The 15,960-nt window shown below is 66.6% G+C and carries 19 protein-coding genes; 8 read left to right on the top strand and 11 right to left on the bottom strand.

Annotation, left to right across the window (positions count from 1 at the left end):
• Positions 1 to 62 precede the first annotated feature (62 nt).
• Together AB0E63_RS41770 and AB0E63_RS41765 are read right to left on the bottom strand one after the other, a co-directional pair.
• Positions 63 to 230, bottom strand: coding sequence for an alpha/beta fold hydrolase (locus tag AB0E63_RS41770; protein WP_360379035.1), 168 nt, complete (start codon positions 228 to 230; stop codon positions 63 to 65).
• A gap of 36 nt (positions 231 to 266) precedes the next feature.
• Positions 267 to 1,118, bottom strand: a complete 852-nt coding sequence (locus AB0E63_RS41765) for an alpha/beta hydrolase (protein WP_360379032.1) — start codon at positions 1,116 to 1,118, stop codon at positions 267 to 269.
• Positions 1,119 to 1,332: 214 nt separating this feature from the next.
• On the opposite strand from AB0E63_RS41765, the gene AB0E63_RS41760 reads away from it, so the two are divergent.
• Positions 1,333 to 1,680: a hypothetical protein gene (locus AB0E63_RS41760; protein ID WP_360379030.1), complete on the top strand. Its 348-nt coding sequence runs from the start codon at positions 1,333 to 1,335 to the stop codon at positions 1,678 to 1,680.
• A 123-nt stretch (positions 1,681 to 1,803) separates the two neighbouring features.
• Here the strand turns inward: AB0E63_RS41760 and AB0E63_RS41755 are convergent, their stop codons facing one another.
• From AB0E63_RS41755 to AB0E63_RS41745, 3 genes are all read right to left on the bottom strand, one after another.
• Positions 1,804 to 2,166, bottom strand: a complete 363-nt coding sequence (locus tag AB0E63_RS41755) for a hypothetical protein (protein ID WP_360379027.1) — start codon at positions 2,164 to 2,166, stop codon at positions 1,804 to 1,806.
• A 307-nt stretch (positions 2,167 to 2,473) separates the two neighbouring features.
• Entirely contained in the window at positions 2,474 to 3,172 is a 699-nt protein-coding gene (locus tag AB0E63_RS41750; protein WP_360379024.1) for a DUF4386 domain-containing protein, read from the bottom strand.
• A gap of 37 nt (positions 3,173 to 3,209) precedes the next feature.
• Complete coding sequence (locus AB0E63_RS41745; RefSeq protein WP_360379021.1) at positions 3,210 to 3,806, bottom strand: hypothetical protein; 597 nt, start codon at positions 3,804 to 3,806, stop codon at positions 3,210 to 3,212.
• Positions 3,807 to 3,938: 132 nt separating this feature from the next.
• On the opposite strand from AB0E63_RS41745, the gene AB0E63_RS41740 reads away from it, so the two are divergent.
• Complete coding sequence (locus AB0E63_RS41740; RefSeq protein WP_360379019.1) at positions 3,939 to 4,640, top strand: TetR/AcrR family transcriptional regulator; 702 nt, start codon at positions 3,939 to 3,941, stop codon at positions 4,638 to 4,640.
• Between the two features lie 939 nt (positions 4,641 to 5,579).
• Here AB0E63_RS41740 and AB0E63_RS41735 read toward each other — a convergent pair.
• Positions 5,580 to 5,957: a hypothetical protein gene (locus AB0E63_RS41735; protein ID WP_360379016.1), complete on the bottom strand. Its 378-nt coding sequence runs from the start codon at positions 5,955 to 5,957 to the stop codon at positions 5,580 to 5,582.
• 106 nt (positions 5,958 to 6,063) lie between these two features.
• Entirely contained in the window at positions 6,064 to 6,339 is a 276-nt protein-coding gene (locus AB0E63_RS41730) for a hypothetical protein (protein WP_360379014.1), read from the bottom strand.
• A gap of 76 nt (positions 6,340 to 6,415) precedes the next feature.
• Between AB0E63_RS41730 and AB0E63_RS41725 the strand changes: the two genes are divergently transcribed.
• Positions 6,416 to 7,006, top strand: coding sequence for an XRE family transcriptional regulator (locus AB0E63_RS41725; RefSeq protein WP_360379011.1), 591 nt, complete (start codon positions 6,416 to 6,418; stop codon positions 7,004 to 7,006).
• Positions 7,007 to 7,043: 37 nt separating this feature from the next.
• Here AB0E63_RS41725 and AB0E63_RS41720 read toward each other — a convergent pair whose 3' ends face one another.
• The 4 genes from AB0E63_RS41720 to AB0E63_RS41705 are packed head-to-tail and all read right to left on the bottom strand — an operon-like array spanning position 7,044 to position 9,512.
• On the bottom strand, positions 7,044 to 7,169 hold the full coding sequence (locus AB0E63_RS41720; protein WP_360379009.1) for a hypothetical protein: 126 nt from the start codon (positions 7,167 to 7,169) through the stop codon (positions 7,044 to 7,046).
• Between the two features lie 18 nt (positions 7,170 to 7,187).
• Positions 7,188 to 7,958: a DUF4386 domain-containing protein gene (locus AB0E63_RS41715; RefSeq protein WP_360379007.1), complete on the bottom strand. Its 771-nt coding sequence runs from the start codon at positions 7,956 to 7,958 to the stop codon at positions 7,188 to 7,190.
• 14 nt (positions 7,959 to 7,972) lie between these two features.
• Positions 7,973 to 8,743 (bottom strand): DUF4389 domain-containing protein, encoded by a 771-nt coding sequence (locus AB0E63_RS41710; RefSeq protein WP_360379005.1) that lies wholly within the window; start codon positions 8,741 to 8,743, stop codon positions 7,973 to 7,975.
• Between the two features lie 55 nt (positions 8,744 to 8,798).
• The gene (locus AB0E63_RS41705; RefSeq protein WP_360379002.1) at positions 8,799 to 9,512 is read right to left on the bottom strand and encodes a DUF4386 domain-containing protein; all 714 of its coding nucleotides are present in this window, start codon (positions 9,510 to 9,512) and stop codon (positions 8,799 to 8,801) included.
• 378 nt (positions 9,513 to 9,890) lie between these two features.
• On the opposite strand from AB0E63_RS41705, the gene AB0E63_RS41700 reads away from it, so the two are divergent.
• The 5 genes from AB0E63_RS41700 (at position 9,891) to AB0E63_RS41680 (ending at position 15,257) form a co-directional block, all read left to right on the top strand.
• Positions 9,891 to 10,580 carry a DUF4386 domain-containing protein gene (locus AB0E63_RS41700; protein WP_360378999.1) on the top strand — a complete coding sequence of 230 codons (690 nt, stop codon included), beginning with the start codon at positions 9,891 to 9,893 and terminating at the stop codon, positions 10,578 to 10,580.
• Between the two features lie 94 nt (positions 10,581 to 10,674).
• Positions 10,675 to 11,958 (top strand): alpha/beta hydrolase, encoded by a 1,284-nt coding sequence (locus tag AB0E63_RS41695; RefSeq protein ID WP_360378997.1) that lies wholly within the window; start codon positions 10,675 to 10,677, stop codon positions 11,956 to 11,958.
• 89 nt (positions 11,959 to 12,047) lie between these two features.
• The gene (locus AB0E63_RS41690) at positions 12,048 to 13,670 is read left to right on the top strand and encodes a multicopper oxidase family protein (protein ID WP_360378994.1); all 1,623 of its coding nucleotides are present in this window, start codon (positions 12,048 to 12,050) and stop codon (positions 13,668 to 13,670) included.
• Positions 13,667 to 14,770 (top strand): NAD(P)/FAD-dependent oxidoreductase, encoded by a 1,104-nt coding sequence (locus AB0E63_RS41685; protein ID WP_360378991.1) that lies wholly within the window; start codon positions 13,667 to 13,669, stop codon positions 14,768 to 14,770. The genes AB0E63_RS41690 and AB0E63_RS41685 overlap by 4 nt, the downstream gene beginning before the upstream one ends.
• A 55-nt stretch (positions 14,771 to 14,825) precedes the next feature.
• A complete protein-coding gene (locus tag AB0E63_RS41680; protein WP_360378988.1) occupies positions 14,826 to 15,257 on the top strand; it encodes a hypothetical protein in 432 nt (143 codons plus the stop codon).
• The last annotated feature ends 703 nt before the right edge of the window (positions 15,258 to 15,960 follow it).

Here is a 15,960-nt window from a genome sequence, read left to right as displayed (position 1 = left end):
GTCGTGTTGAGATGTTGATCAATACGTGTGCGACACCCAACTCGGGCGGTGGAGCGCCTGGGTCAACGGCAAGCAGCCTCCTGAGTAGAACCTCGGCGCGTCCACGACGGCGCGATGACTTCATGCCCCTTCGCCCGGTAGTGCTCCACCCAGCGGTCCCAACTGCGGGCGGTCATCCACAGCCCGTGGATCAGCACGATCGGCAGGGCATTACCCGCCTGCTCGCTCATGACGTACTTGATTTCACTCGGGTGGGAACTGGGTGCCTAGCGGGACGTTGTGCGGGCGGCCTGCTCGATGACTCGGGTAACGGTTCCGGGGTTGGTCATCAGGCCGAGGTGCCCGGCGTCGTACTCGGTGATGGTGGCGCCGGCCCGCTTGGACATGGTCCGCTGTGCGCTGGCCGGGATGATCTGGTCCTCGGTGCCGATCGCGCTCCAGGATGGGATCGTCTTCCAGGCCGGGGTTGCGGACGGCTCGTTGAGTGCCCCGAATGTGGCCGGTCGCTGGGTCGCGAAGACGAGGTCCTTGTCGTGTGCACTCAGCCCGGGCGCGAACGAGGTGAAGACGGTCGACCGCTTGAGGTACACGTCGGTGTCGGCAGTCGGCGGCAACGTGGCGGGGACGAGGTCGAACACAGTCGCGGGGTCGACCGCGAGCGCCGAATCCGGCAGCACGAGCTGGAATGAGGTCTCGCCGGTGTCCGGTGCGAAGGCGTTGACGTACACCAGCGCCTTGACGTTCGGAAGCCCGGTCGCCGCGTTGGTGATCACGAAACCGCCGTACGAGTGACCGACCAGCACGACCGGTCCCGCCAACGTTTCCAGAAAGGCCCGCACCGACGCCGCGTCACCCGCCACCGAGCGCAGCGGGTTGGGGATCGCGCGGACCGTGTACCCGTCGTCCTGCAGTCGCTCGGTGACACCGTTCCAGCTCGAGGCGTCCGCCCAGGAACCATGCACCAGCACGATGGTCGGCTTCGCCCCGCGCTGTTCGCCGGCAGCGCTCTGCTCCGGGTTGAAGCTCGCGAGGGCGAGCGCAGCGGCGGTGAGCAGCAATGCCACGGTGCGCCCGCGTCTCTTGGGACTGCGAGCCGGGGTGGTCAGGGGATTCGTCATGGATCTGTCCTGTTCCGTGCGATGGACAGCCGGCCGCGTACCGGTCGGCTCGTCTATGAGACCGAGCACCGCCTCGCGATGTGACAGCGCCACCCCGGATGTCACACCCCATCGCCCTGCCCTGTCCTAGTGGGTGACGTCGGCTGGGCCGGCGTACATCCGCTTACGGTGAAGTACAAGGGATCGGGACTGGTCCCGGAAGGAGGCCTCGGCCATGACGGACGACGAGGTAATCCGCAACCTCCAGGGCATGGATGAGCTGGACTTCAACGGATGGAACCGAGCCGACTGGCATGGCGTGTTCGCCCGCTGCCACACCGACGACGTGCTCGTGGAAGTCAAAGGGCAACCGACCACCCGGGGCCTCCAGGAGCACATCGAGGCTATGGAGGCATTGGTCGAGTCCACCGGTGGCACGCCGATCCAGGTCGCGTCCCACCCGATCATGTTCGGCTCCGGACAGTGGACCTGCGTGGTCGGGCAGTTCGAAGGCGGCGGCCGGATGGTGACCATAGCGAAATGGCGCGACGGCGCCGTCGCCGAGGAGTATATCTGGATTTAGGCCCCGGTTCGGGAAGGCCGAACGGCCGAATCACGTGGGCCGCCACCTCGAGGTCGTTCATGGCCGGCGCCGGGCGCGCAGCGCGGCGAGCTGTCCTCTGCTGCGACCGCTTCCCCGACATCGTCACCACGGCCGTCGCACAACTCCCCGAGCGATCGGAAGGTCCTCGGGCCGCAGGTCCGGGCGGTACCGCACGTACCGCATCCCGTGCCGGGCCTGCCCGGCACGGGTCGCGGCGTCGGCGGTGACCTCGACCACGACGGTCGGGTCGACCTTGGTGAGTGGCTTCTTGGAGTCGGGGCCGCCCCACCGATAGGCAGTGATCTCGTCCGGCCAGGGATGCCCGCGGCGCGCGGCTGTCAGCACGGCGAGCTGGGTCGCCTGCTCAGGTTTGAGCGGGACGGTGCGTCCGACACCCACCGGCTCGGCGTCGGCGGTGTAGAGGCCGGCGATGACGACCTCGGGGTGGGTGATCGGGCCCAGCACCCCGCCGACGATGACCTCGCGGGTGTCGCGGTGTTTGACCTTCCATTGGGGCCTCTTGAGGTGTCTTGGATTGTCGCGTCGAGCTGCTAAGCCGCCTGTGCGCGACACCACATAGAGACGTGGAGCAGGGCGCGGGTGCGGATCAGCCGTTCGGCGGCACGGGGACCGAGCCCGCGGATGTCCTCAGCCTGTCCGGGCGCTTGGTGGACGGATGCACGTCCGCGCCACCACGCACGGCCGGGCCAGGAACGGAGCGTCCGAGTCCGCCGTATGGCGTGGTCCGCGTCGCTGCGCGCGGTCCATGCGGTCAGACGAGTAGCGCGATGCCGGTGGCGATGAGCCACGCAGACCAGGCGATGTAGGTGATCGGCGTGAGGGTGGCCGCGAGCTTCCAGCCGTGGCGCTCGGCGGGGCCGACGAATTCCAGGGAGCACAGTACGAGGACGGTGCCGATGACGATCGCGGGGATCCCGAGCCAGCTTGGGGCCAGGGTGGTTTGGGTGAGCGAGATGCCGACCAGGATGGTCCAGGCGCCGGTGAGCAGGTAGCCGAGGTGCTCGCCGACGGCGACGCCCAGATATCGGTTGAAGCTCTGGAAGACGACGTCGATCGCTTCGCGTCGGGTGGGGCTGGACTGGGGGTCGGCGTCGACGCGGGCCAGGTAGGGGACGAGGAACGGCCAGCGGATGAGGCCGAGGAGTTGCACGAGCGCAGCCAGTGCACCGACGGTGGCGCCGACGATGCGCAGGGTGTCGCCGGCGTCGTCGAGTGCGAGCGCGACGATGACTGCCAGGGGTGCCAGGGCGGCGGCGGTTAGGGCGAAGGCCCACCACCAGAGCAGGAGCTTGGTGCCGCCTTCGCGAAACCGGGCGAGCACCTCGTGGGTGGGACGGCGCAGGATGTCGGGGTAGTCGAAGGTTGCAGCCAGTGCGCCGAAGGCGACGTTGAACGCCACCGGAAGCCCGAGCAGCAGGCCGCCGGCGACGGTGACGGTGACGGTGCTCATCGGCGGGCGGCCGCGAGGACGACGTACTGGGGCATGGTCATGCCTTGGCCACGACCGGTGCGACCGCCTCCGTCGGGTCGGTGGTGCCGCGGTAGGGCAGCAGGTAGTGGAGCAGGAGTCCGGACAGCGCGGAGAAGGTCACCGCGCCGTACGCGCCGAAGATCGTGAACTGATTGTCGACGCTGATCCCGCCGAGCGTGGTGACGGTCCAGCCCAGCGCCCACAGGACAGGCATCGCGGCGGCCCAGGCCCAACGCAGGTGGACCTGTCGTGGCAGTGCCAGCGCCTGCGCCACACCGAGGACGACGCCGGTGATGGCGCCCATCAAAGCGAGTTCGCCCAGCGAGGTGCCGTACCCGACGGCGGAGGCGCCGAGGAGCAGACCGGCGCCCATGCCGATGCCGGTGGCCGGGATCCATCTGCGCGGATCGAGGCGCCGGCGGCTCACCAGAGCCTGCCCGGCACCGAGGACGAGCCCGGCGACCAAACCTCCCAACAACGCAGCCATCGGCCCGTCGACCCGGCCGGCCGCCGCAGTGCCGGCCACGCCGGCGAGGGGGAAGGCGAAGAACCCCGCGGTCCACACCAACCAGGTCCGTAGGAAGACCGGCTGTGACGCTCCGGATCGGGTCATGGTGCTCAACTCCTGACGGTCGGCCAGCGCCGACCGGGTTGTGATGAGAGAGCTCTCAGACGAGTTAAACTCTGTACTCCGTACAAATAATGTACGCTGTACAGAGCGAAGTCAAGAGAAGGGACCAGGTCAATGCCACAAGCAGGCAGGAGTCGTCGCGGACCGCGGCGGACCCTGACCGAGGAGCAGATCCTCGACGCCGCCCTGACGCTGCTCGACGAGGGTGGGACGGACGCGGCCTCGGTGCGGGGAATCGCCGCAACGGTGGGCGTGGCCCCGAACGGGGTGTACACCTACTTCCCGGACAAGGCGGCCGTGGTCAAGGCGCTCGTCGAGCGCCTGCTCGGCGAGGTCGACCACGGCATCTTCCTCGACCGCGGCCAACCCTGGCGGCAGCGCGTGGAATCCCTCGCCCTCGATCTGAGGACACGGCTCTCGGCGCACCCCGGCGCAGTTCCGCTGATGATCGGCGGCCCCATGGACGGCCCCAACGCTCTCGCCCTGAACGAACGGCTCCTCGAGCTCCTCAACGACGCCGGGCTCCATCCCACGGACGCCGCGCGCGCCGCCTACCTGCTGATCGTCTACGTGTTCGGCTCCATCGCCCTCGAGGTAGCCGACCTGCACCGGCCCGGCCCACTGCCACCAGAGCCGGAACGGATCGACACGCGGCTCCGCGCCTTCGCCGCAACCCCGGCCGAGCACTACCCCCGCACAGCCGCCGCGGCCCCCGAACTTGCCGGCTACATCTCCACCGAGCAGTACGTATGGGGACTTCGCCGAGTACTCGACGGCATCACCACGAGCGCCGCCACCGGAGAAGTCGTCGGCTAGCAGATAGACCGGGCACTAGGTAGATGATGCTTGGGCCGTCCACAGGGGTGACGGCCTCCGCGGTGCGCACCGTTGGGTCGTAGGCGTTGTGTTGATGGTTGCTCGATGCGCGGATTCACAGCACGAGCTGAGGAGAACCGGCTGAGTAGGCGTCGCTTCAGATGGCTCTCGAGCCTTCGACTCGGCGCCGCCGATGCGACATCGAGACCGCGCGAGGCCTTCGCCGCCTACAGCCTTGCCCTGACGCCCTGGCCCCTGGCTGTAACCGCGGCCACCACTCGTCCACGACACCTGTCGCGCACCGGGGCCGAGCATCGATCCGTAACCTGACCTGCCAAGATCCGGATTGAGCGGACGAACCGAACAGTGCCCACCCCAATAGAATTCACCTTGACCCAGGCATCGCGCCGCCCCGGTGTGTAGCGGGTGGCCGCGCCCTTGACGACCAGCCCCTCGACACCCATCGCGGCGGGCAGCACCTCGAACCACTCGGTGGCTTCATCGAGGTCAGCAGCGCACCGGTCGCGTGGCGGCGGTGACGATGTCGGGGAACCGGTCGCTGATCTCGTGGCGGTTGCGGGTCCACAGCCGCGCCCCGTCGCCGGAGCGGACGATCGCGACCCGGCTAGTTAACTGAACTCTTCTGAGCGCCGTGTGGTGCTGCGGCGTGTGTAGGGAAAGGGTGTGGCGTGGCAATCGCTGCACCAGGTCGCGTGGTGGAGTTCCTGCGCGTCGACCCTGCCCAACTGCCCCGAATCGGGGGATCACCTGCAACGCCCGAGCACGCCACGCACGAGGCAAACGATCGCGCATGGCTTGGCGAGGTCGCGGACTTGGAGGAGACGCTTCCGCATCCGGGTCACCAGGTCCCTGCGTGGCAACGCGATGTGGAGCATCGACCCGAATCAGTCCTGCCTTCCCCTTGCTCGTGATCGAACGTTAGTGCCAGGCATCGCCGGGGGTCCGGGCGTAGCGTCGCCAGGCGAAGCGCCAAGGGATGACGGCCAGGATGACGACGTCGAAGGAGCATTTGAAAAGCACGTCGCGTGCTTCGGCGTTCAGGTCGTTGGCGATCAGGTGGGGAATCGCGACCGCACCGACCCAGATGACCTTCCAGGCCACCTCGAACAGCAGGATCGGCAGCATTCGCACGGGGTATCTGAGCCCGAGGAACGCCAGCAACGACATGGCCGTCAGCAGGCAGGCAACAACCCCTTCCATCACGGGCAGCGATCGAGCGTCCTGAACCAGGACCGGCCACTTGACGAGGGCCAGCCCCACGCCCATGAACCCGTACCCGAACCGCATGACGTTCATCCGCCGGGTAGTCAGTTCCTGAGCGCGTCGCGGGCTGGGTGTTCGTACAGGCGGTTCGTCGCGAACGGCGGTGTGGTTTCGTGCGCTCATGGCGTGCAGTCCTTTCCTAGTGGTTGTGGCGGGTCAGAAGGCGTCGGCGCAGCCGGTGCAGCTGCGGCATCAGTCCGTAGATCACGATCGGTACGGCGATGGTCGCGAGGACGAACGTCCGCAGGACCGGCGTGAGCGTGCCTAGCCAGTGACCGAGGGCGAGGTTGAGGGCGGTGAGGGTCGGGAACACGGCCAGCCAGATCATCAGGGCCAGCTGGTGCTTGGTCGGCGGTCCAGGTGCGGCGGGCTGGGACGTCGGGATGGGCTTCGGGTCGAGCGATGGTGTGGTCATGCTCCAAGGCTGGGGCTGGGTGGGGGGTTCGGCTACGAAGGTTGCTGTTTGTGGGAAATGGGGGTCAGATGAGTTTGTGGAGGACACCTCAGCGGCGGAGATTGCCGCGGTGCTCGAGGGGGTCGGGCGACGGCTTAAGCGACTGCGCGCGCAGCGCCGGATGACCCTCACCGATGTTGCGACAGCGACCGGGATCTCGAAGAGCACGATGTCGCGGCTCGAGACCGGACAGCGGCGGCCAACCCTGGAACTGCTGCTGGCGTTGTCGCATGTGTATCGGGTGCCGCTGGACGACCTCGTCGCCGCGCCGGTGCAGGGCGATCCGCGGATCCGGCTCAGGCCCGGTCGCGTCAAGGGCCGGACGGTGATCCCGCTGACGCAGCAGCCCGATGGCACGCAGGCGTGGAAGATCGTCATTCCGACCAGCAAAGTCATCCCGGAGCTCAGGGCGCACGACGGCCACGAATGGATCTACGTGCTGTCCGGCCACATGCGCCTCGTCCTCGGCGACGAGGACTGGGTGCTCGGCCCCGGCGAGGTCGCCGAGTTCAGCACCGACAAGCCGCACTGGTTCGGCAGCACCGGCAACGAGCCCGCAGAGATCCTCAGCATCTTCAGCCGCCCCGGCGAACGGATGAATGTCCGGGGAACGACTCCGCCCGCTTAGCGCACGTCGAGGCGCATGAGGATGCGGGAGCGGCCGGCTAGGACTGGTGTGGTGTCGGCGGCTTGGTGAAGCCGGGGTGCTCGAAGTTCTTGCGGAGTCCGGCATACGCCAGGGTGAGGTCGACCTTGGCGTCGCCGTTGTCCAGGGGCTGGGCCTGCGGCAATCTTCTCGCGGCCGAGAGTCAACTGGCTGCCGTTGACCCCGACCACGAGCCCGCGCCGCGTGTGCCGGGTTCGCCGTCGAGCCCAGCCAGAATCGGGGACGGCTTGAATCCCTTGACGATGAGGTAGATACCGAACGAGAGCTCCCAGAAGAACTCTGGAATCGTCGCGATGCCCTGGACCGCGCCTCCACGCTCGATGACGTCGAACATGACGGCGATTCCCGAGGCGGCGACCAGTGGGCCTCCGACGAGCCCCAGCATCGCCATGCGACGTGGTACCAGGCCGGACCGATACATCAGGTATCCGAGGATGATTCCGTTCGCGACGCCGGCGCAGAATCCCGGTCCGATCAGGAACGCCCGGTCGTAGATCGCGACGAAGACCTGGCCGAGCGCTGCGTCTGTGCCGGCCGTGCCTTCCTGCCGCATCAGCAGGAACGTCAGAAGGCTGACGATACCGATGGCGATAAATGTGGCTTCGACGAGGCGCGCTGCGACGTAGCCGAGTGCGAGGGTTTCGCTGTAGCGCTTGTAGATCACGTACGGCACTACGGCGGTACCGATATTGGCGATGATAACGATGAGCTCGAGGACCGCACCCAAGGCCACGCTCGCGGTTGGGTCGGCGCTGGTTCCAATGATGTAGTCGGGGTGATCCCGAACCGGGGCGTACAGGATGAAGTACGCCGGGATCGACGCGACGAAGGTGACCACCATCAGCCAACCCGTCAGGGTGGCAATCTTCCTTGCGTGCGCCGTGCTGTTCTGGCGAACTGTGGCGGCATCCATCTGAATCCCAACCCCTACCGCTCCGGCGATGTTGCGTCGGCGGGTCCGGTGGGTGTGGCTTGCGTAGTCATATCGACCGGCCCCGGTGCGCCGGTTGACGGAGGCGGCACGGTGAGGGTGGGATCGCTGCCACCTTGGTCGAGGCGGAACGGCGGGTACACATCGGTCATCAGGGCCGCATAGCCCGCGACCCGCAGAGCCCAACGGTTCATGCCCAGGATCACGTCGTACAGCGGCCGGGGATAGACGCCGGTGAACGCGAGGATCACGGCGGCGATGATCACCAAGATCCCAACGAGGCCACCGCTGCCGCCGACGTTCCATTGCCAGTCGTCGGACCGGTTCGCGGCCCACGCTCCACCACCGACGAAGATGCCGACGATGATGTATTGCGGGATCGCGAGCAGCCACCACTTCACAAGAACGAGGCCTCGGGACAGGTGCTCGGGGTAGTCGACCGACAGGTGCGCGGGATACTCCTCGACCTCGGCCAGCGTGAACGGCGGGTACTGGTCGGTGCCGAGTGCTCCGTAGGCGTAGTAGGTCACCCGCCAGGACCAGCGCAGTACGCCGACGTTGTAGTTGAAGATGGCGCGCGGGTAGCGCCCGGTGAAGAGGATCGCGAAGAATGCTACGACCGAGCTGACCATGAAGCCGATCCACAAGAACAGCAGCACGACGTAGTGCGGGATCACCAGGATCCACTTGACCAGCCAGAGCCACCTGGACGATTTCGGATCCGGCGCGGCGTTCACGTGCACCGGGTACGCCACAGATGTTGTCATCAGAACCATCTCCAAAGGGATTTGTTCAATGAATGAAGCCGGGGCCGTCTGCTTCTCACCCAAGAGGTAGCGGTATGTGTCCTTCGACCTCGGGGGATCTCATCGCTGTGATCGTTGACGGCTTGAAGCCCTTGGCGATGAGCCAGATGGCGAAGCTGACCTCCCAGGCGAACACGGGGAGCGCCAGGACCGTGTGGACGCTTTGGCCGTAGACGCCGAACAGCATCGCGGTTGCCGAGATGGTAACCAGCGCGCCTCCGCTCATCCCCAGTATTGCGATGGCCCGCGGTACCAGTTCTGATCGGTACACCAGGTAGGCCAGCAGGAAGCTGTTGAATCCCAGGACCCAACTCGGCCCGAGCAAGAATGTCCAGTCGTGGATCGCCACCAGAGACCGCTCGATCGCGGCGACCGCGGCGTTGCCGGCGTCCGCCGTACCGGCTAGGTCTTGCCTGAGCGTCACGGCAACGAGAACGCTGACAGCGCCGACGACGATGATCGCGGACTCCAGGACCCGGCCGCAGACATAGCCGAGCGCGATGCTGTGGTTCTGCCTTTTGACCACGGGATAGAGGGTGACTGCGCTGCCGATGCAAGCGACGACAAGTAGCAGCTCGAGAAATCCGCCGAGCAGCACCCTGTTGTCGGCGTTGGCACCGGCGATGTAACTGCCGTCACGCAGAACCGGCTGATACAGCAGCAGCGCCGGGATCGAGGTGACCTCGGTGGCCAGGTAGAACACGCCCGCGACAATCGCGGTACGTCTCATCGCGCTCATGTTCGCCATGCGAGTGCCCCCTGCGGCGGCCTCCCGGTCGCTCATGGTTGTCTCCGACGAACACGCCTGAGACCACCACCCGCATGCGCCCTATTGCTTGTCACCATCCTCGGGAGAACAACTTCTGTCAACGTTGACCTCCATCGCCACAGGCCGGTGGCGCTTGCTGGTCATGGACAGAGTTGGTGGCAGGGCACATGCTGGGCTCAGCGCGGTCAGATCTTGCGCTTAGTGATCCATCGGGGTTGCCACAGTTTCGTGCCGTGCTGGGGGGCTGTCCGTATGGGCACAATCAGTAGTCAACAGCACAGCAGCGAGGCAATCTCGGTGGGGCTTTCGCCGGCTGGGTCGCGGCGTAGAACCGCTGTGGTGACCGGGAGCTTGTTCATCGCCTCCACCGTGGCATTCATGATCGCGGCGACGGTGTTGTCGATGACGTTCGACTGGCCTGACATTCTGCGGCAGCCGGCGGACGTGGTGCTGCCTGAGTTCGCGGCTGGTGGGGCGAGTCTGGTGTGGACCTGGTTCGCGGTCGCCTGGACGTACGCCGTACTGGCTGTGCCGATCTTGTTGCTCCCGACCGCATTGGCTCGTCGTGGCGATGCGGCGCTGCGGGTGGCGACCTATCTGGGGGCGGCTTCTGTCTTGTTGGCGCTGATCGGGTTTCTGCGCTGGGTTTTCGTCGTACCAGCCTTGGCCGACTCGTACATGAATGGCGACGAAACCACCCGTACGGCGGTAGCTGCCGCATGGACTGCCCAGCATCAGTACGGCGGCGCACTGCTAGGCGAACACCTCGGACAACTTCTCGCCATCTTCTGGTCGGTCACGGTCAGCGTCATCATCCTGCGATCCCACGTCATGCCCGCCTGGGCAGGGTGGCTCGGTCTGCTCGCGAGCGTCCTGTACTTCGTCAACCAAGGCGACATCCTCGCCACGGCAGTCTCCGGATTCCCCGTCTGGGACCCGGGCGGCCTCCTCGGAAGCTACCTGTGGGCAGCCTGGTTGATCGTGCTCGGCGTCCTGCTGTTCAGGCGGGTGAACGTCAGTGCCCGCTGATCGCAAGCCCGCGGACCTTGCCGGCAGAACAGTGCTCAGCGGCGACGAGGCCGAGCCCGCCCCGAGGCCAGGGCGCTCGCACGTTGGCGGAGTCGTGGCCGGATCGCTGGCCGCGGGCTTGGCTGCGGCGGTGATCCTCCCGTTCCTCCCAGTCGGCACGGTGGATGTGGACTTCTCCACCGCCATGGTTCTGATCGGCTTTGCCCTCGGGTGGGCGCTGCTGGCAGTTCTGTCTACTCGGTTCACCGACCAGCCGCAACGCTGGGCCGTGGCGCCGGCGATCTTCATGGTGCTGTCCGCGGCGCTAGTACTCTTGGCCCCGAACGCCGTGGTGGATGCGCTGGGGTGGGTCTGGCCGCCGGCTCTGGTGGTCTTGGTGGTCTGGGTTTGGACCAGCGCCAGGCGCGAGCTGCACAGCCGGACCAGGGTGTGGCTGCTGAACCCGGTGTTGGTCATCCTGGTGATCTTGGCCCTCGGCGGAGGGTACGAGAGGATCCGCCAATCGACCGAACCCGCGGTCGCCATGCGCGGTCAGCTCGTCGACGTGGGACCGTACCGACTCCACCTGGAGTGCACCGGCTCACGCGGTCCGACCGTGATCCTTGAGCCCGGTGCAGGCGGCTCCGCGGCGTCGATGGGGTTGATCGCACCCTCTGTGGCCCGCGACAGCAGAGTGTGCGTGTACGACCGGGCGGGACGTGGCTGGAGTGATCCTGCCGCGAGTCCGCCCGATGGTGCGCAGATCGCAACCGATCTCCACAACCTGCTAGATCGCGCCCAAGTTCCGGGTCCGTACGTACTGGCCGGACATTCCTTTGGCGGCCTGTACGTGAGGACGTACGCCGCGAAGTATCCGGACGAAGTCGCCGGGCTCGTCCTGGTCGACTCCACCGCCGCCCACAACACCCCCGTGTCCCCGCAGAAGGCGAGCTCGTACAGCGTCTTGAAGCACGTGTCCTCGTTGGTCGCAACGACCTCTCGGCTGGGAGCCGGGCGCCTCATCGCCGACGCCGGTTTCTCGGAGCTACCGCCCCGATACCGTGACGATGCGCGTACGACCGCCGCCAGCGGGAAGGAAATGGGCGGCTTCCTCGATGAGTTCGGCGTCGCGAATCGATCCGAAGCCGAGGCCGGGGAACTCCGCAGCCTCGAGGCGAAGCCACTGATCGTCCTGACCGCCGAGCTTGAAAACTCCAAGGGATGGATGGCTGACCAGGACAAGACGGTCACGCTGTCGACCAACAGCCTTCATCGCGTCGTGTCGGGGGCGACCCACGCTTCCTTCGTGGAAAACCCAGACAACGCCGACGCGGTCACCCAGGCGATCCAAGACGTGGTCGTTTCGGTGCGGACCGGGGAACCCCTGAAGGGTCCCTGACGCGCGATTCGCCGTCCGCACATCCGCAGATCCGTTTCGGTTGTGCAGCCACCAATATCGACGAGGCCCGAAGATGAAGGAAGCAACAGATGACTTCTCAAGACATATTCAGCACAGAAACCGCCGGACTGGCGGGAGTGTCGCGCCCGGGCGTGGTGCGACTGCGTGACGGCGACCTGCTCGAGCTGGGCATCGGCGCGGTGCGCAAGAACATCGACGGCGCCGAGCTGCGCATGCTCGCCTACAACGGGTCGATCCCCGGCCCGACCCTGCACGTGGATCAGGGGTCGGAGATCACCGTACAGGTGAGGAACGAGGGTGACGTGGAGACGACTGTGCATTGGCACGGCCTGCGGTTGGAGAACCGTTTCGACGGGGTCCCGCATGAGACGCAGGAGCCGATCCAGATCGGGGGGTCATTCACGTACAAGTTGCAGTTCCCCGACGCCGGCCTGTACTGGTATCACCCGCACATGCGGGAGGACTTCGCCCAGGAAATGGGCTTGTACGGCACGATCATCGTCGAGCCCGCGGATACCCCGTACTGGCCCGCCGTTGACCGGCATCTCACCCTCACCTTGGACGACTTGCTGGTCGAGGACGGACGGATCGCGCCCTTCAACCGGTCCGGGCCGACCTTCACCGCAATGGGCCGGTTCGGCAACGTCATGCTGATCAACGGCGAGACCCAGTTCTCAGGAGAAGCGGCCCAGGGGGACGTCGTGCGCCTGTATCTCGTCAACACGGCCAACACCCGGATCTTCAACTTCGTGGTCCGCGGCGCCCGGGCGAAACTGGTCGGCGGCGACAGCGGTCGATACGAGCGCGAGACGTTCGTCGAGGACGTACTGCTCGCCCCGTCCGAACGCGCGGTCCTCGACGTGCTGTTCGACACCCCCGGGGAGGTGCGGCTCGAGCACCGCACCCCTGACCGGGTCTACGACCTCGGCGGATTCACGGTCACGGCCGGCGCGGGCGGCGAGGCCGCTGCGTCGTTCGAGGTGCTGCGCACCGACCCCGACCTCACCGCCGAACACCAGTCGATCCGGCCCGACCTCGACCGGCAACCCGACAAGGTCCTTGCCTTCTTCTCCCGCATGCCGCTCCTCTACGGGGCCGAGGACATCACGGCGGCCGGCTACGCCTGCCCGATGCACCCCGACGTCACCGCCTCCGAACCGGCCAAGTGCCCGCAATGCGGGATGAGACTGGTGCCCTCCGACGGGCCACCACCAGCTGCACCCACATCGCAGGAGAGCCCGGCGCCAAGCGACCACGAACACGGCGACGGTCTGGAGTGGGAGGACCTGATGCCGGAGATCAACCGCGCATCGGATCCCAGCAACATGATCTGGCAGCTCATTGACCGAGAAACCGGCGCCGAGAACGAAGCCATCACCTGGGCTTTCACCGTCGGCGACCGGGTGAAGATCCGGCTGGTCAACGAGATGGACTCCGATCACCCGATGCACCACCCGTTCCACATCCACGGTGCCGGTCGCTTCCTCATCCTGTCCAGGGACGAGGAGCCGGAGGCCAACCTCGTCTGGAAGGACACCGTCCTTGTGCGGGCCGGGGAAACGGTGGACATCCTGCTGGACGTATCCAATCCCGGTCTGTGGATGGCGCACTGCCACATCGCCGAACACACCGAGAGCGGAATGATGTTCAGCTTCAACGTCGCGCGACGTCCCAAGGCGGTGTCGTCATGACAGACATCCTGGATGTGCTGGTCATCGGCGGCGGCCAGGCCGGCCTGGTGATGGGCTATCACCTGGCCGAGCGCGGGCACCGCTTCCTGATCGTGGATACGGGCGCGGAGATCGGCGACGCCTGGCGTTCGCGATGGGACTCCCTGCAGCTGTTCACACCGGCCCAGTTCGACAACCTGCCAGGAATGCCCTTCCCCGCCGCGACGGACACCTACCCCGGCAAGGACGACGTCGCGAACTTCCTGCAGGCCTACGCCGCACGGTTCCAGCTACCGGTACAGCTGAACACCACCGTCGAATCGCTGACCAGGAGCGACAACGGGTACGTCGTGACGACGGCGCGAGACACCTTGCAGGCCAGGCAGGTAGTGGTCGCCACCGGCCCCTTCCAGGTTCCGTTCGTACCACCGATCGCGAAGAACCTCGACCCAGACATGCCCCAGATCCACAGCACGGACTACCGCCGCCCTCAGACCCTCCCCGCTGGAAAGGTCCTAGTAGTAGGGGCCGCGAACTCCGGCTGCCAGATCGCCCTGGAACTCACCGCCACCCACAGCGTGGAACTGGCGACCGGCCAACGGATCCCGACGATCCCCCAGCGCCCGTTGGGCCGCGACGTGTGGACGTGGGCGAGCGGGCTGAGGTTGGACCGAGTCACCGTCGCCTCCCGGCTCGGAAGGCGGCTAGCCGAACGTGACCAGGTGATCGGCGCCGGCCCACGGCAACTTGCCAAGCGACACGGCGTCCGGATCCGTCCCCGCGCGACGATGGCGACCGGTCGGACCGTGACCTTCGCCGACGGCACCGCGTCCGAATACGACGCCGTGGTTTGGGCAACCGGGTTCACGGCGAACCACGCGTGGATCGACGTACCCCGCGTGAAGGACGCACAGGGACGCATCCTGCACCAACGCGGCGTCACCCCGTCCCCCGGTCTGTACATGCTGGGGATGACCTGGCAGCACACCCGAACCTCCGCGCTGCTCGGCTGGGTCGGCTCCGACGCGTCCTACCTCGCGGACCACATCGCAAAGCAAACAAATGAAAATCGAAACTCAGACCGGGAGGCCAACAACCCGAACTCACCATCGCATCAATGACAACCGGCCGCACGGTGCGCGCCCGCCATCGCTCCACATCCACACGGCGCCACTGATGCCAACACTCGGGAAGCTGTTCGCCAATGAGCGTGCCCCGCTCACCTGGGGGCTCGTCTGGGGGGCAATCCAGGCCGCATCGCCGCTCGGCCTCTGGTGGCTCGACGCAGCGACCGTCTACGCCCTCTCCCTGGCCCTCATCGCATCGATCTACATCGGATTCGCAGTGGCCGACGGACGACCAACCGTCGTCGCCGTCGAGAGCACCGTCGCCGGAGCCTTCGTGGTGGTCGCCGCGGCAGGCGTCACCGGATCGGCGTGGCTCCTTGTCCTCGGCCTGATCGGCCACGGGTTCAAGGACCTCTGGCAACACCGCACAAAGTACGTTGCCAACACACGGTGGTGGCCCCCGTTCTGCCTCACCGTCGACTGGATCGCCGCCACGATCATCGCAATCGAGATCGCCGCCGGACTCCCAATCCACCGCTAGCCCCCACGAGACCTTCCAGGCGCGCCTGCCATGGCCGGATCGCCCGAACTCGTCCATCGCTTCTGGATCTTCCGCGGTGCCGTCCGGACCAACAGTCTGGAGACAGGTCAGGGGTCTAGGCCGTCGCGTACGTCGGTCAGGACGTCGGCGTGGCACGGCATCGAGCTGCTGCTCCGACGCCGCAACCTTGACAGACGGGTGGTGCAGCCGCCAACGGCCGGGCACGATAGTCCCTCCAACCGCCCGAGTGCGCCGTCTCAGTCCGTGCCACTGGCGACCGTCACAACGCCGGGCCGGCACCAAGTGCGCCGACCCCGGCAGATCCACAACCTCCGCCATGTTGCATCCAACGCAACATCGTTGAAGCGGTTACGGCCATCCGGATCTGAGCGTCAGTCGCGGTACGCCAAACGATCCCATCGCGGCCCTGACCTGCGGATTCATCGCCCGAGACAATCTGCGGTAAGCCAGATCAGACGCAATACCGCTCAAAACACCGGCCGCGGTGGCCGTTCATCGCGTTGTCCCATCCACTCGCCGTCCCCGTCGTCGCCGGGCCGGACATTGAAGCCTCCCACCATGACCTCATCATGACACTATTCGAACCTATGTCCTGCATCTCTGCTTGAGTGCAGTAGGGTTTGAGGGTGTCGGCGAGTCAACGCCCGGTCGGCGGGGTGGATTACCCGCGGACCTACCAAGA

The organism is Kribbella sp. NPDC026596, from assembly GCF_040638415.1.
Classification (GTDB): Bacteria; Actinomycetota; Actinomycetes; order Propionibacteriales; family Kribbellaceae; genus Kribbella.
This window is presented reverse-complemented; position numbering and strand designations above follow the sequence as displayed.